The sequence below is a fragment of the Microbacterium sp. NPDC056044 genome (genome assembly GCF_042267145.1).
GTDB lineage: Bacteria > Actinomycetota > Actinomycetes > Actinomycetales > Microbacteriaceae > Microbacterium.
This window is the reverse complement of the sequence record NZ_JBHJWZ010000003.1, coordinates 539,080-553,687: the sequence shown is the minus strand read 5'-3', so window position 1 is coordinate 553,687 and position 14,608 is coordinate 539,080. Positions and strand designations below refer to the sequence as shown.

General features: G+C 70.4%; 14 protein-coding genes and 1 tRNA gene. 8 read left to right on the top strand and 7 right to left on the bottom strand.

Going from position 1 to position 14,608, the window contains the following annotated elements:
• Positions 1–19 precede the first annotated feature (19 nt).
• The 4 genes from ACFC1I_RS11490 to ACFC1I_RS11475 all read right to left on the bottom strand — a co-directional run bounded on the left by ACFC1I_RS11490 (position 20) and on the right by ACFC1I_RS11475 (position 4,714).
• The gene (locus ACFC1I_RS11490; RefSeq protein ID WP_376009106.1) at positions 20–1,039 is read right to left on the bottom strand and encodes a sugar ABC transporter permease YjfF; all 1,020 of its coding nucleotides are present in this window, start codon (positions 1,037–1,039) and stop codon (positions 20–22) included.
• Positions 1,036–2,085: an ABC transporter permease gene (locus tag ACFC1I_RS11485; RefSeq protein WP_376009104.1), complete on the bottom strand. Its 1,050-nt coding sequence runs from the start codon at positions 2,083–2,085 to the stop codon at positions 1,036–1,038. The genes ACFC1I_RS11490 and ACFC1I_RS11485 overlap by 4 nt, the downstream gene beginning before the upstream one ends.
• On the bottom strand, positions 2,082–3,617 hold the full coding sequence (locus ACFC1I_RS11480; RefSeq protein ID WP_376009101.1) for a sugar ABC transporter ATP-binding protein: 1,536 nt from the start codon (positions 3,615–3,617) through the stop codon (positions 2,082–2,084). The genes ACFC1I_RS11485 and ACFC1I_RS11480 overlap by 4 nt, the downstream gene beginning before the upstream one ends.
• 110 nt (positions 3,618–3,727) lie before the next feature.
• The gene (locus ACFC1I_RS11475) at positions 3,728–4,714 is read right to left on the bottom strand and encodes an ABC transporter substrate-binding protein (RefSeq protein WP_376009098.1); all 987 of its coding nucleotides are present in this window, start codon (positions 4,712–4,714) and stop codon (positions 3,728–3,730) included.
• A 262-nt stretch (positions 4,715–4,976) separates the two neighbouring features.
• Between ACFC1I_RS11475 and ACFC1I_RS11470 the strand changes: the two genes are divergently transcribed.
• The 5 genes from ACFC1I_RS11470 (at position 4,977) to ACFC1I_RS11450 (ending at position 11,139) form a co-directional block, all read left to right on the top strand.
• The gene (locus ACFC1I_RS11470; protein WP_376009096.1) at positions 4,977–5,978 is read left to right on the top strand and encodes a LacI family DNA-binding transcriptional regulator; all 1,002 of its coding nucleotides are present in this window, start codon (positions 4,977–4,979) and stop codon (positions 5,976–5,978) included.
• A 108-nt stretch (positions 5,979–6,086) separates the two neighbouring features.
• Entirely contained in the window at positions 6,087–6,839 is a 753-nt protein-coding gene (locus ACFC1I_RS11465; RefSeq protein ID WP_376009094.1) for an L-ribulose-5-phosphate 4-epimerase, read from the top strand.
• On the top strand, positions 6,836–8,458 hold the full coding sequence (locus ACFC1I_RS11460) for a xylulokinase (protein WP_376009092.1): 1,623 nt from the start codon (positions 6,836–6,838) through the stop codon (positions 8,456–8,458). The genes ACFC1I_RS11465 and ACFC1I_RS11460 overlap by 4 nt, the downstream gene beginning before the upstream one ends.
• A gap of 17 nt (positions 8,459–8,475) precedes the next feature.
• Entirely contained in the window at positions 8,476–9,987 is a 1,512-nt protein-coding gene (araA, locus tag ACFC1I_RS11455) for an L-arabinose isomerase (protein WP_376009090.1), read from the top strand.
• A gap of 207 nt (positions 9,988–10,194) precedes the next feature.
• Positions 10,195–11,139, top strand: coding sequence for an aldose 1-epimerase family protein (locus ACFC1I_RS11450; protein ID WP_376009087.1), 945 nt, complete (start codon positions 10,195–10,197; stop codon positions 11,137–11,139).
• A 79-nt stretch (positions 11,140–11,218) separates the two neighbouring features.
• On the opposite strand, the gene ACFC1I_RS11445 is transcribed toward ACFC1I_RS11450, so the two are convergent.
• Together ACFC1I_RS11445 and ACFC1I_RS11440 are read right to left on the bottom strand one after the other, a co-directional pair.
• Positions 11,219–11,416 (bottom strand): hypothetical protein, encoded by a 198-nt coding sequence (locus ACFC1I_RS11445; protein ID WP_376009085.1) that lies wholly within the window; start codon positions 11,414–11,416, stop codon positions 11,219–11,221.
• Between the two features lie 122 nt (positions 11,417–11,538).
• On the bottom strand, positions 11,539–12,387 hold the full coding sequence (locus ACFC1I_RS11440) for an SDR family NAD(P)-dependent oxidoreductase (protein ID WP_376009083.1): 849 nt from the start codon (positions 12,385–12,387) through the stop codon (positions 11,539–11,541).
• Positions 12,388–12,488: 101 nt separating this feature from the next.
• On the opposite strand from ACFC1I_RS11440, the gene ACFC1I_RS11435 reads away from it, so the two are divergent.
• The 3 genes from ACFC1I_RS11435 (at position 12,489) to ACFC1I_RS11425 (ending at position 13,725) form a co-directional block, all read left to right on the top strand.
• Positions 12,489–13,118: an asparagine synthase gene (locus ACFC1I_RS11435; protein ID WP_376009080.1), complete on the top strand. Its 630-nt coding sequence runs from the start codon at positions 12,489–12,491 to the stop codon at positions 13,116–13,118.
• Positions 13,119–13,149: 31 nt separating this feature from the next.
• Complete coding sequence (locus tag ACFC1I_RS11430) at positions 13,150–13,539, top strand: MmcQ/YjbR family DNA-binding protein (protein ID WP_376009077.1); 390 nt, start codon at positions 13,150–13,152, stop codon at positions 13,537–13,539.
• A 113-nt stretch (positions 13,540–13,652) separates the two neighbouring features.
• Positions 13,653–13,725: transfer RNA gene (locus ACFC1I_RS11425), tRNA-Arg, on the top strand.
• Between the two features lie 342 nt (positions 13,726–14,067).
• Here ACFC1I_RS11425 and ACFC1I_RS11420 read toward each other — a convergent pair.
• Complete coding sequence (locus tag ACFC1I_RS11420; RefSeq protein WP_376009074.1) at positions 14,068–14,547, bottom strand: MarR family winged helix-turn-helix transcriptional regulator; 480 nt, start codon at positions 14,545–14,547, stop codon at positions 14,068–14,070.
• Positions 14,548–14,608 lie beyond the last annotated feature (61 nt).

Below are 14,608 nucleotides of genomic sequence, written 5' to 3'. Positions count from 1 at the left end.
CAGACGTGGTGTCGCCCTCCTACCTGCGACGCTGCGACCGCGCGACGATCACGCGCTGCACGACGATGAAGAGCAGCAGCAGCGCTCCGATGATGATCTGGGTCCAGGCCTGTTCGGCGCCCATGAAGGAGATCAGCTTCTTGATCGTGCCGTAGACCAGCACGCCGATCAGCGAGCCCAGCACGTAGCCGGTGCCGCCGGTGAGGAGCGTGCCGCCGATGACCACCGCGGCGATCGCGTCGAGCTCGGTGCCGATCCCGTTGCGCGGGTAGCCGGCCCCGGAGTAGGCGGTGAGCAGCAGCCCGGCCAGCCCGCCGCAGAGGCCGCTGATGACGTACACCGCGATCTTGGTGCGCGCGACGTTGAGCCCCATCAGCCGGGCGGACTGCTCGTTGCCGCCGATCGCGTACACCGTGCGGCCGAACCGGGACCACAGGAGCACCACGAACGCGACCGCCACGACCAGCAGCGCGATGATCCCGGTGGGCGTGATGTACCAGCCGGCGACGCTGAAGCGCGTGCGCTGAAGCCACAGGACGACCGGGTCCTCCACCCGGATCGACGACAGGCTCACGACGAACGCCAGACCCCGGGCCAGGAACAGGCCTGCCAAGGACGCGATGAAGGGCTGCACGTCGAAGTATTGGACGAGGATACCGATGAGCAGGCCGATGACGGCGCCGGCGACGAGCATCACCGGGATCGCCACGACGGCCGGTACTCCCTGCGAGAGCAGACTCGCCCCCAGGATGCCCGTGAACGCCATCACCGATCCGACGGACAGGTCGATGCCTCCGGTGAGGATGACGAACGTCAGGCCGACGGCGAGCACGACGAGGTAGGCGTTGTCCAGGAGCAGCGCGGAGAGGTTGCCCGGACTCAGGAAGCGGGGGAACCGCGCCTGGGCGCCGATGAGCAGCACGATGAGGATCGCGACAGCGGCGAACGTGGGCATCAGCGACGCGTGCCTGCTCATGAAGGTCGCGTAGCGGGACGCGGGGGCGGTGCGAACGCCCGTCGCTTCGAGGCTCTTGGTCACGATGCCACTCCCGTTGGGGCGTCGGCGTCGGATCGGCTGCGGGTTCGCGCCGAGTGGAGCGCGCTCCGTGCCCAGCGATGCAGCCGCGGCGACTGGACGAGCACGACGACGATGACGACGAGCGCGAAGAACACGGGACTCTGCGCCGAAGGCACACCGAGGAAGAGGATGGTCGCCTCCAGCGTCTGGATCGTGAGCACGCCGATGACCGTGCCGGCGATCGTGAACTTGCCTCCCATGAGGGAGGTGCCGCCCAGGACGACGGCCAGGATCGCGTAGAGCTCGATGAACAGCCCCGCCGCGTTCGCATCCGCGGCGCGGATGTTGGAGCTGTAGATGATTCCGGCGATGCCGGCGAGCAGTCCGCTGGCGGCGTACGCGCCGAACACGATGCCGCGGGCCCGGACGCCCGCGAGACGGCTCGCCTCCGGGTTGATCCCGACGGCCTCGGTCAGCATGCCCAGCGCCGTACGCCGTTCGAGCAGGGCGATCACGACAGCTGCGATCACCCAGATGAGAAGGGCGAAGGGGAGGGCGATCAGGTACCCCGTGGCGAGGAACTCGTAGGGGGCGCTGTTGACCGTCGTGATGAAGCCCTCGGTGATCAGCAGGGCCATGCCGCGGCCGGCGAGCATGAGCACGAGCGTCGCGATGATCGGCTGGATCCCCACGACCGCGACCAGGAAGCCGTTCCAGGCGCCGAGCACGAGCGACACCGCGAGCGCGACCAGGAGAGCGACCGCGACGGTGCCGAGGTTGCCGGGATCGGGCGAGCCGTCGATGATCGTGAGCGCCACGGCGCCCGAGACGGCCATGATCGCGCCGACCGAGAGATCGATGCCGCGGGTCGCGATCACGATCGTCATGCCGAGGGCGACGAGCATCAGCGGGGCGCTGTTGCGGAGGATGTCGATGAGCGCCCCGTACAGCTCGCCGTCGCGCAGGGTCACGAGGATGAACTGCGGGCGGGCGATGGTGTTGATCGCGATCAGAGCGAGCAGGGCGACGATCGGCCAGAACAGCCGGTGCCTCATGAGGGCCTTCATGCCGCACTCTCCTCGGGTTGGTTGGCGATGTAGTCGATGAGCCCGTCGAGATCGACGTCGCTCGAGTCCAGCTCGCCGATCTTGCGGCGGTCGCGCATCACGACGATCCGCTGCGCGATCCGCAGCACCTCCTCCAACTCGGACGAGATGAAGATGACCGAGAGCCCCTGCGCGCTGAGCTCCGCGACCTTGCGCTGGATGTCGGCCTTCGCGCCGACGTCGATCCCGCGGGTGGGCTCGTCGAGCACGATCAGCTCGGGAGCGGTCGCGAGCCACCGGGCGAGCAGGACCTTCTGCTGATTGCCGCCCGACAGGTTTCCGGCGAGCATCGTCGGATCGGCGGGGCGGACGCCCAGCGCCGCGATGTACTCGGCCACGACGGCGTCGGTCTCCGCTTTCGAGATCCGGCGCATCGCGCCGCGGCGGGCCTGGATGCCGAGCACGATGTTCTCGGCCACGGTCAGGTCGGCGATGATGCCCTCCGCGCGGCGGTTCTCGGACGAGAACGCGATCTTGTTCTCGATCGCCCGTCGCGGCGAGGAGTGCTTCGCCGGCCGGCCGGCCACCTCGATGTCGCCGGTCTCGGCGCGGTCGGCGCCGTACAGCAGGCGCACCAGCTCGGTGCGACCCGAGCCGAGCAGGCCGGCGACGCCGACGACCTCGCCGTCGTACACCTGGAGATCGACGGGCTCGAGCATGCCGCGTCTGCCGACTCCGCTCGCGCGCAGCACCGGCACACCGCTGCGGTCGATGGGCCGGTCGGCGACGGAGGCGAGGGCTGTGAGCTCATCGAGCTCGCGGCCGATCATCTTCGTGACGAGCTCGCCGCGGGGGAGCTCGCTCACCGGGTACTCGCCGACCAGCCGTCCGTTGCGGAGCACCGTGATGCGGTCGGAGATCTCGTAGATCTGGTCGAGGAAGTGGCTCACGAAGAGGATCGCGACGCCCTTGTCGCGGAGGTCCCGCACGACGCCGAAGAGCTGCTCCACCTCGCTGCGATCGAGACTCGACGTGGGTTCGTCGAGGATCAGCACCTTCGCGTCGAGCACCATCGCCCGTCCGATGGCGATGAGCTGCTGGATGGCGATCGAATGGCTCGAGAGCATCGACCGGGTGTCGATGGTGAGCCCGAGGCTCTGCAGGTGCGCGGCGGCGAGACGGTGCACGGCCTTCCAGTCGATCCCTCTCGTGGTGCGGGGCTCGTGGCCGAGCATGACGTTCTCCCCGACCGACAGGTTCCCGCAGAGGTTGACCTCCTGGTACACGGTCGAGATGCCGGCGGCCTGCGCGTCGGCTGTGCCGGCGAAGCGCCGCGCGCTCCCGCTCACGACGATCTCGCCGGCGTCGATCGGGTACACGCCGGTGAGCGCCTTGATGAGGGTCGATTTGCCGGCGCCGTTCTCGCCCATGAGCGAGTGGACCTCGCCGGGGCGGAGGGTGAAATCGACGTGGTCGAGGGCGAGCACGCCGGGGAATCGGATGGTGATCCCGGTCATCTCGACGACCGGCGGGACTGCGGTGTCCGCGGACATGGTGACTCAGCTGCCTTTCGGGCTTCAGCGTCGGCACATCCGCCGGGAGACCTCGACGGTCTCCCGGCGGTGTGCTTTCGACCTACCTTGATACAGGATCGGCTGCGCGATCAGTACGGCCGGCTGTCGATGACCTCGGCCGCCTGCTCCTGCGTGAAGGTCTGGTCCTCGACGTAGACCTCCTTCTCGACGTCCTCGCCCGCGAGGACGTCGGTGACGAGGCCGGCGGCGAGTTCGCCCAGCAGCGGGTTGCACTCGACGATGTAGTTGATCTTGCCGTCGACGAGCGCCTGCATGCCGTCCTTGACCGCGTCGATCGACACGATCTGGATGTCGACGCCCGGCTCGGCGCCTGCGGCCTCGATCGCCTCGATCGCGCCGAGGGCCATGTCGTCGTTGTGGGCATAGACCAGGTCGATGCCGTCGACGCCGTACTTCTGGAGGAAGCCCTCCATCACCGTCTTGCCGCCGTCACGGGTGAAGTCGCCCGTCTGGGAGTCGATCTTCTCGATCGCGGTGCCCTTGACGGCCTCGTCGAAGCCCTCCGCGCGGTCGTTCGCCGGAGCGGAGCCGGTCGTTCCCTCGAGCACCACCATCTTGGTCGGGGTGTCAGCGAAGGCCTCGGCCGCCCACTCGCCGGCCATCACGCCCTCCTTCTTGAAGTCCAGGCCCACCCAGCTGGCGTAGAGGTCGTCCGACGCCGACACGGTGCGGTCTTCGAGGACCACGGGGATGCCGGCATCCGCCGCCTCCTGCAGCACGTCGTCCCAGCCGTCCTCGACGATGGGGGCGATCACGATCGCGTCCACGCCCTGGTTGATGAAGTCGCGCACCGCGGCGATCTGCGCAGCGGTGTCGTTGTCGGCCGCGTTGAAGATCAGCTCGAACCCGTTCTCGGTCGAGAAGGCCTCCTTCATAGACTCGGTGTTCGCCGAGCGCCACCCCGACTCCGACCCGGTCTGTGCGAACCCGACGGTGACGACGTCGTCGCCCCCGCCGTCGCCCCCGGCGCTGCTGTCTGTTCCGGCGCAGCCGGTCGCGGTGAGGGCGAGAGCCCCCAGGAGCGCGAACCCGGCGAGAAGCGTCTTCTTCTGCATTTCCAAAACCTCCTCGTTCTGGTCCGGCATCATTGCCGGCTCGGTGTAGGTGTCGGGCCGTTGCGGTACGGCCGGACGATGGAATGTTAGCCCTCACATTCCGTACCACCGCAAGATGTTAGCGGTAACAGTTCCGTAACGCGAGATGGGTCCTGGTCGTCAACGATGCGGCTGTACGCCTCGTGCTGGCGGAAAAGTGAGGGATCACATGTGGATGCACCGATGCGGCGAGGGGTGCCGAGTCGTGGATAAGGTGTGCGCCATGGACGACAGCACGCCCGGGCGAGCCGGCTCCCGGCGCATCGGGGTGCGTGACGTGGCGCGTGCCGCGGGCGTCTCGACGCAGACGGTGTCGCGCGTCATCAACGATCAGCCGAACATCCGCCCCGAGACGCGCGACCGCGTTCTGCAGGCGATCGGCGACCTCGGTTACCGCGTCAACAATGCCGCCCGCACTCTCGGCACCCGCACGACGCGCACGCTCGGAGTCATCGCCTCCGACGCCACCCTGTACGGCCCCGCCGTCGGCATCGCTGCGCTCGAGACGGCCGCCCGCGATGCCGGACGGTGGATCGCGACGGCGTACGCGGATGCCTCGGCCGAGACATCGGTCCGCGACGCTGCCGACCGTCTGCTCGCGCAGGGGGTCGACGGGCTCATCGTGCTCGCGCCCCACGCGGCGACGCTCACCGCGCTGGTCGAAGCCCACCCCGGCGTCGCGATCGCGGCGCTGCACACCGGCCCCGGCACCGACCAGCAGGAGGCGGGCGCTGCGCTCGCGATCTCGCACCTCCTCGACCTCGGGCATCGGCGCGTCGGCCGCGTGGCCGGTCCCGACGAATGGCTCGAGGCACGCTCCCGCGAGGCGGGCGTGCTGCGTGCGCTCGCCGCCGCGGGGATCGAGCCGGGCCCGCGCTGGAGTGGCGACTGGACGGCGGGGTCGGGGGCCGCCCTGGCGTCCCGGATCGCCGCTGCGCTGCGCGCACCCGGCGGCCCGACCGCGATCGCGGTCGCGAACGACCAGATGGCACTCGGACTCATCGCCGGGCTCCGTGCGGCCGGTGTCGACGTGCCCGGGGACGTGAGCATCGTGGGCTTCGACGACAACCCGGATGCCGCGTACTACCGCCCGGCGCTCACCACGGTCGGTCTCGACCTCGGGGGAGAGGCGCGCCGTGCCGTCGCCGAGGTGCTCGGGGTGGCGGCATCCGTCCCCGCTCCGCCGCGTCTCGTCGTGCGGGCCTCGACCGCGCCGCCGCGCTGACCGCGCCGCCGACGATGCAGCGGTGCGGATCATCGTTGTTACCGGTAACATAGGCGGCCGAGGCCCAATGGGCCCGCCCGTTTCACACGAGACCCGACGGAGGACCCCGTGACCAGCCCCGAACCGGCGACGCCGGCCCCGACGTTCAGCCCCGAGGTCGAGGCATCCATCGCGGGCGTCCGTGCCGATGTCGCGAAGCTCCACGCGGAGCTCGTCCGCTACAACCTCATCGTCTGGACCGGCGGCAACGTGTCGGGGCGCGTGCCCGGCGCCGACCTCTTCGTGATCAAGCCGTCGGGCGTGAGCTACGACGACCTCGCGCCCGAGAACATGATCCTGTGCGACCTCGACGGCAACGTCGTGCCGGGGAGCCTCGGCAGCGAGCGGAGCCCCTCGAGCGACACCGCGGCGCACGCCTACGTGTACCGCAACATGCCCGAGGTCGGGGGAGTGGTGCACACGCACTCGACCTTCGCCGTCGCGTGGGCCGCGCGCGGCGAGGAGATCCCCTGCGTCATCACGGCGATGGCCGACGAGTTCGGCGGGCCGATCCCGGTCGGTCCGTTCGCGATCATCGGCGACGACTCGATCGGCCGCGGCATCGTCGAGACGCTCACCGGCCACCGCAGCCGCGCCGTGCTGATGCAGAACCACGGGCCCTTCACGATCGGCGTCTCGGCCAAGGACGCGGTGAAGGCCGCCGTCATGGTCGAGGACGTCGCCCGCACGGTGCACTACGCGCGGGAGGCCGGGCCGCTCATCCCGATTCCGCAGGCCGCGATCGACAGCCTCTACGACCGGTACCAGAACGTCTACGGACAGAGCTCGGACGAGCGCCGCGAAGAGGAGGGCGAGCGATGACGGATGCTGCGGCCCAGGCCATCCGCGACGGCCGCACCGCGCTCGGGATCGAGCTCGGATCGACGCGCATCAAGGCCTGCCTCGTCGACGCCGACGATCCCGCGACGGTGCTCGCGGTCGGATCGCACGCGTGGGAGAACCGGCTCGAGGACGGCCTCTGGACGTACGCGCTCGACGACGTCTGGTCGGGGCTCCGGGCCGCGTATGCCGACCTCGTCGCCGACGCGCAGCAGCGCCACGGCGTCGCGCCCGACACGTTCGGGGCGATGGGCGTCTCGGCGATGATGCACGGCTACCTCGCGTTCGACGAGGCGGGTGAGCTGCTCGCGCCGTTCCGCACGTGGCGCAACACGAACACCGGGCCCGCCGCGGCGGAGCTCACCGACGCCTTCGGCGTCAACATCCCGCTCCGCTGGTCGATCGCGCACCTGCACCAGGTCGTGCTCGACGGCGAGGGGCACGTGCCCGACATCCGTTTCGTCACGACGCTCGCGGGGTACGTGCATTGGAGGCTCACCGGCGAGAAGGTGCTCGGCGTCGGCGACGCGTCGGGCATGTTCCCGATCGACTCCGCGACCGGCGACTACGACGCCGGCCTCCTCGCGCGCTACGACGACCTGGCCGCCGGGCGGCTGCCCGTCGCGCACGTCGCCGAGCTCCTGCCCGCCTCTCTCGTCGCGGGTGCGCCCGCGGGCGCGCTCACGGCTGAAGGCGCGGCGCTGCTCGACGCGTCCGGCGCGCTGCGCCCCGGCGTCCTGTTCTGCGCTCCCGAGGGCGACGCCGGCACCGGCATGGTCGCGACCAACGCCGTCGCGCCCCGCACCGGCAACGTGAGCGCCGGCACGAGCATCTTCGCGATGGTCGTGCTCGAGCGTCCGCTCACCGAGGTGCACCATGAGCTCGACCTCGTGACCACCCCCGTCGGCGACACCGTCGCGATGGTGCACTGCAACAACGGTGCGAGCGAGCTCGCCGCGTGGGCGGGCATGTTCGCGCGGTTCGCCGAGGCGACCGGAACCCCGCTCACCGACGACGCCGTCTACGAGACGCTCTTCCGCGAAGCCCTCGCGGGCGAGGCCGACGGCGGCGGCCTGCTCGCCTACAACCACCTCGCCGGCGAGCCGATCGCCGGGCTCACCGAGGGGCGTCCGCTCTTCGTCCGCACGCCCGACAGCCGCTTCACGCTCGCCAACGCGATGCGCGCGCAGCTCTACGGCGTCTTCGGCACGCTCGCGCTCGGCATGCGCGTGCTCGCCGGCGAGGGAGTCGCGCTCGACCGCATGTTCGCGCACGGCGGCATGTTCCGCACCACCGGCGTCGCCCAGCGCTTCCTCGCCGGCGCACTCGGCGCCCCGGTCTCGGTCGGCGACACCGCCTCCGAAGGCGGCGCGTGGGGCATCGCGGTGCTCGCCGCGTATGCGCGGGCGGTGGGGAACACGGATGCCTCGGCCGAGGCATCCATCATCACGCTCGCCTCCTATCTCGACGACCGCGTGTTCGCCGACGCGGCCGTGGCGACCGCCGATCCGGATCCCGCGGATGTCGCGGGCTTCGCCGCCTACCTCGACCGCTACCGCGTCGGCCTCGCCGTCGAAGCCGCCGCCGTCTCCGCCCTCTGACCCACGAAGGACCCACGATGACCCGCACGCCCCTGTCCACCTCGCTCGACACGTACGAGGTCTGGTTCGTCACCGGCAGCCAGAACCTCTACGGCGAAGAGACCCTGCGCCAGGTCGCCGAGCAGTCCCAGGCCGTCGCCGAAGGCCTCTCCGGGCTGCCGGTGAAGGTCGTGTGGAAGCCGGTCCTCAAGGACTCCGACTCGATCCGCCGCCTCGCGCTCGACGTCAACGCCCGCGACGACGTCATCGGCGTCGTCGCGTGGATGCACACGTTCAGCCCCGCGAAGATGTGGATCGCCGGCCTCGACGCCCTGCAGAAGCCGCTGCTGCACCTGCACACGCAAGCCAACGTCGAGCTGCCGTGGGCCGACATCGACTTCGACTTCATGAACCTCAACCAGGCCGCGCACGGCGACCGCGAGTTCGGGTACATCCAGACGCGCCTCGGCGTCGCGCGCAAGACCGTCGTGGGCCACGTGTCGAACCCGGCCGTGCTGCAGCAGGTCGAGGACTGGCAGCGCGCCGCCGCCGGCTGGGCCGCCTCGCGCTCGCTCAAGCTCGCGCGCTTCGGCGACAACATGCGCTACGTCGCGGTGACCGAGGGCGACAAGACCGAGGCCGAGCTGCGCTTCGGCGTGCAGGTCAACACGTGGGGCGTGAACGAGCTGGTGGAGGCGGTGGATGCTGCCACCGACGCCGAGATCGACGCGCTGGTCGCCGAGTACCTCGAAACCTACGACGTCGCGCCCGAGCTGCTGCCGGACGGCGACCGCCACCGGTCGCTGCGCGACGGCGCGGCGATCGAGCTCGGCCTGCGCTCGTTCCTGGAGGAGGGCGGCTTCGGCGCCTTCACGACGTCGTTCGAGGACCTCGGCGCGCTGAAGCAGCTCCCCGGCCTCGCCGTGCAGCGGCTCATGGCCGAGGGCTACGGCTTCGGCGCCGAGGGCGACTGGAAGACCGCGATCCTGGTGCGTGTCGCCAACGTCATGGGCGCCGGCCTTCCGGGCGGCGCGAGCCTCATGGAGGACTACACCTACGACCTGGTGCCCGGCAGCGAGCGGATCCTCGGCGCCCACATGCTCGAGGTGTCGCCGTCGCTGACCACCGCCAAGGCGCGCCTCGAGGTGCACGCGCTCGGCATCGGGGGCAAGGAGGACCCGGTGCGCCTGGTCTTCACCGCCGACCCCGGTCCCGCGCTCGTCGTCGCGATGAGCGACATGCGCGACCGCTTCCGCCTCGTGGCCAATGTCGTCGAGAACGTCGACGCCCCCGACCTGCCCAAGCTGCCCGTCGGCCGCGCGGTGTGGAAGCCCGCGCCCGACTTCGCGACGAGCGCCGCCTGCTGGCTCGCCGCGGGCGCCGCGCACCACACCGTCATGACGACCGCGGTCGGAATCGACGTGTTCCGCGACTTCGCCGACATCGCCGCGACCGAGCTCGTCGTGATCGACGACGACACCACTGTCCGCAGCTTCCAGCGGGAGCTGCGCTGGAACCAGGCGTACTACCGCCTCGCCCAGGGCTTCTGACCCCTCCCGGAGTCCCCGGTCTCGACGAGACCGGGGATTCCGCGCGAGACCGGGGGCATCGCCCTCGGTGTCGGCGCGAATCCCTTGTTTCGAGGTCCGTCGCCCGGGACGCCACCCCGCCCGTCGCACCTCGACCCCCTGTTTCGAGGCGTCCCGAGCCTCGCCGCTACTCTGGGTGGCGGCATCCCCGATCCTCAAGGAGCCCTCATGGCACGTCCCCCCGCATCCGGAACCCAGCACGCCCTGCGCGCCGGCGACTACGAAGCCGTCGTGGCGAGCGTCGGCGCGACGCTCCGCTCGCTCACGTACCGCGGCCGCGACCTCGTCGTGCCGTTCGAGGCCGACGAGGTGCGCCCCGCGCACCGCGGCGCGACCCTCGCCCCCTGGCCGAACCGTGTCGTCGACGGCCGGTACTCGTTCGGCGGCCGCGACTTCCAGCTGCCGCTCACCGAGCCGGCGCGCTCGCACGCCCTCCACGGACTCGCCACGTGGCTCGACTTCGAGGCCATCGACAAGGGCCCCGACCACGTGACCCTCGCGGCCGTGATCCAGCCGCAGACGTTCTTCCCGTGGCGCCTGGTCGTGCTGACGACGTTCTCGCTCGGACCCGACGGGCTCACCCAGTCGGTCACGGCGCACAACGAGAGCGACGAGCCGGCCCCGTGGGGCACCGGTCCGCACCCGTACCTGGTCGCCGGTGACGGCCGTGTCGACGGCTGGACGCTCGAGCTGCCCGCCGCGCAGGTGCTGGCGGTCACGCCCGACCGTCTCATCCCGACCGACCTCGTCGCGGTCGACGCCGACGACCCCGAGCGCTTCGACTTCCGCTCGCCGCGTGCGATCGGCGCCGCCGAGATCGACCACGCGTACTCGGGTCTGATCCGCGACGCCGACGGCATCGCCACGGTGCGCGTCACCGATCCCGCGGGTTCGGGCGTCGAGATGTCGTGGGATGCCGCCTGCCCGTGGGTCCAGGTCCACACCGCCGACAAGCCCGACGCCGCGCAGAGCCGCCTCGGCCTCGCCGTCGAACCCATGACGTGCGCGCCCGACGCTTTCAACGCCGGGTCGTACGACTACGACGCCGGTCTCCTCGTCATCGAGCCCGAGGCATCCGTCACCGCTTCGTGGCGCATCGCCGCGATCGGCTGAGCTCCGCGACGCACGCGCGCACCGACGACGAAGGCGGAGCCGGCCCCCCGGGCGGCTCCGCCTTCGTCGTATCTGCGGGTCAGTTGTCTCGCAGGTCTTCCTTGATCTCGTTGCGCGTTTTCACCGAGTCGCGCTCCGCTTCGGCCTTCTTGACGTCGGCATCAGCCTTCATCTCGTCGACCTTGTCCCCGACTCGATCGGTGGTGTCTTCCCACGCGTCCTGGATCTTCTCGCCGACGGCCTTGGCCGTCTCCTTCGCGTCTTCCATGAATCCCATCGATCTCTCCTCTCAAGAGGGATGAGACCGACGCTACGCGCGAGGCATCCACCCGTGCAGGGGGTTGATTCGGCGTGCACCGCTTGATACACGGATGGGGCGGTGCGGTGCGGGGCCGGGTGTCAGCGCACCGGCGTCGTGGTGTCGATGGCGTCGCGGAGCGGACGGCGCATCGGCGCCCAGTAGTGCGCCGGAGTCACGCGTGCCAGCACGTCGACCAGGCGCGCCTCGCGGCCGATCATCGTGCGCGGGCGCCGGCGGATCGTCGCCTCGACGATGCGCGCCGCCGCGTCGGCGGGCTCGGTGTGGTACATCGCGGCCTGCGCCGCCGCGGCGCGCTGGGCGACCGCGGGGTCGATCGCGGCGGCGTACCGGCCGTGCAGGATGATGCCGGTCTTCACGCCCGCGGGGTACACGGCGCCGACGGTGATCGTCGAGCGCTCGAGCTCGTGCCGCAGCGACTCGGTGAACCCGCGCACCGCGAACTTGCTCATCGCATAGGGAATGCGTCCCGCGGGGGCCGCGAGCCCGTAGATCGACACCAGGTGGGTGATGTGCGCGGCCGGCTCGCGCCGGAGCGCCGGCAGCAGCGCCTGCGTGACGTTGACGGTGCCCCACAGGTTCACGTCCATGAGCCAGCGCATCTCGGCCATCGTGACCTGGTCGATGTCGCCGAGCATCGACGAGCCGGCGCACGTCACGAGCGACTGGATGCCGGAATGGGATGCCTCGACCTCGGCCACGACCGCGGTGACGGCCTCGTCGTCGGTGAGGTCGATGACGTGCGTCGTGTGCCCGGTGCCGTCGAGGGTGGCTGCCACCGCGGCGAGCCCGTCGGCATTGCGGTCGAGGAGGGCGATGCGCGCTCCCCGCGCGGCGAGCTGCCGTGCGACGTCGGCTCCCATGCCCGCGGCCGCGCCGGTGATGACGGTGGTGCGCCCGCGCACGTCCAGGGGTGGCCGCTTCGCCATGTGATGCCTCTCGGTCCGGTCGTCGCCGTCGACGAGCCGCGTCTATGATTCTCGCTGACTCGGGAGGGCCCTGCGGACGCTAGCCTTTGAGGGGAGGTTCGATGGGCAAGACCGCAGAGGCGATCGCCGAGGGCGTGTCCATCGCGTCCGCCGCGGCGCGCCTGGCGATCCGCAACCGCATCCTCGTCGAGACGATCGCGCACGACGAGCAGTTCGACGTCGTCGCGTTCACGCCGTTCGCGCGCGAGACGCTCCTCGGCCTCGCCGACGAGCAGGAGCAGGCCGCCGCGCTCGTGAAGCGCCAGCGCAAGAAGGCGTGGGGCAAGTTCACCGACCCCGACGGCACGCACGACTACCGCGATCGCGACACCCGCAACCTCCGCCGCCGCGGGCGTCAGTACGCCGGGGTGGCGACGGCGCTTCGTCGCATGGCCGACGACCCGCACGTCGTGCGCACCTTCATCGAGCAGTCGCGCGACGCCGCCTGGGGCGACGTCGAGGCCAACCTGCAGCGCCGCCTGCGCGTCGAGGGCATGCGCCCTGAGCTCGACCCCGACTACGACCGCATGCGCGCCGCCCGCATGCAGTCGATCCGCCTCGTCGATCTGCCGCGCCTCGCCGCGCACAAGCGCCATCACGACGATCCGGAGACGGATGCTGCGGCCCTGCCCTCGTCCGCCCCGCACTCGCCGCGCATCTCGGGCATCGACGTCAGCGAGCTCGAGTCCTGACGCTGTCCGACGTCGCGGCTACGCTCGCGGTGTGGACGGCGATGCGGCCCTGACCCATCCGATGTGGTTCCCGCCGGAGCATGGGCTCCCGATGCGCGTGCGCGCGCTGTGCCTGCCGTATCCCGAGGCCGTCGAGGCGATTTCGCACGGCCGGTGCACGTTCCGCGCCGGGAAGCGGCAGTTCGCGATCGTCGGGGTCGGTCCCGAACCCGCGGTCGTCTTCATCCCCGACGATCTCGAGCGACCCGTGCTGCTCGAGCGCGACGACGTGTTCGTGCCGCCCTACGAGGGAGCGCACGGGTGGCTCGCGATCCGCGTGGAGGCGGACGCCGGTGACTGGGAGCTCCTCGCGGAGCTCATCGACACGTCGTACCGGCAGGTCGCGCTGCAGCGGCAGCTGCGTGCTCTTGACGGCGGGTAGGGGCGCGCCGGCGCGTGCGGACACGCCCGGGAAACCAGCATCCGCCCGCCGATTCGCGCGGCGCGCATCCGTCAGGTATTCTTGACGACGTTGTGCGCGAGAGCGAGCAACATGCGCCCGTAGCTCAATGGATAGAGCATCTGACTACGGATCAGAAGGTTAGGGGTTCGAGTCCCTTCGGGCGCGCACTGTGTTGAGACAGTAACCTTGAGAAAAGCGCCGGTTCACCGGCGCTTTTCTTGTTTCTGCGGGTGATAGTGGTAGTGGCGAGGACGCCACATGGCATCACAGCACGCCACACGTATGTGTGCACCTATGTGTGCACTAGATCGAGGCCGCGAGACCCTCCACCGACGTGGACGAGCCGCTCTCGGCGATCACACACGCGGTGCTGTCACGCAGCTGACGGGTGCCGCCGACATGTGTCCCGGCCGAGCGTCCCACTCGGCCGGGACACCGTCGTCGTTCCCTACTTCAAACTCGCCGCGGAGGTTCTCGAGAGAGGTGGCGGTATCGCGCGCGGACACCTCATGATGAGGCGGTTGCGAGCCTCCACAGAAGAGTTCGCAGGACGTGCAGATCGTCTCCGGTGAACGACGACAAGGTGCCGGCGACGACCTCGTCGCGTGCGACGAGGGCGCGCGCGAGAATCGCCTGCCCGTGCTCCGTCGTCGTGGGGATGCGGATCCGGCGGTTCGACGGGTCGGTCGAACGGACGATGTACCCCTGACTCTCGAGGCGATCGATGATCGCCCCCAGCGTGGTCTTGTCCAAACCCAGGGTCTGCGCGATCTCGATCTGCGTCCGCGTCTCGCCATCGCCGGCGACGGCCAGCACAAGAGTGTCGCGCATGTCCTTCAGCCCGACATTGCGGCACGCCTCGTCGAAGTTCTGAGTGAGCACGCGCTCGGCCCGATGCAGCAGCCATGTGAAGTCGGACGTGAAGGGGTCGTCAACCGCGGCACACGGTTTGATCGCGGGCGTCTCCAGGTCGACTGCGGGAATCATGGGGCCAGTCTATCGCAAGGAGTCAGGACGATCTGAAGTCGGATAGTACGAGTTCGGATGA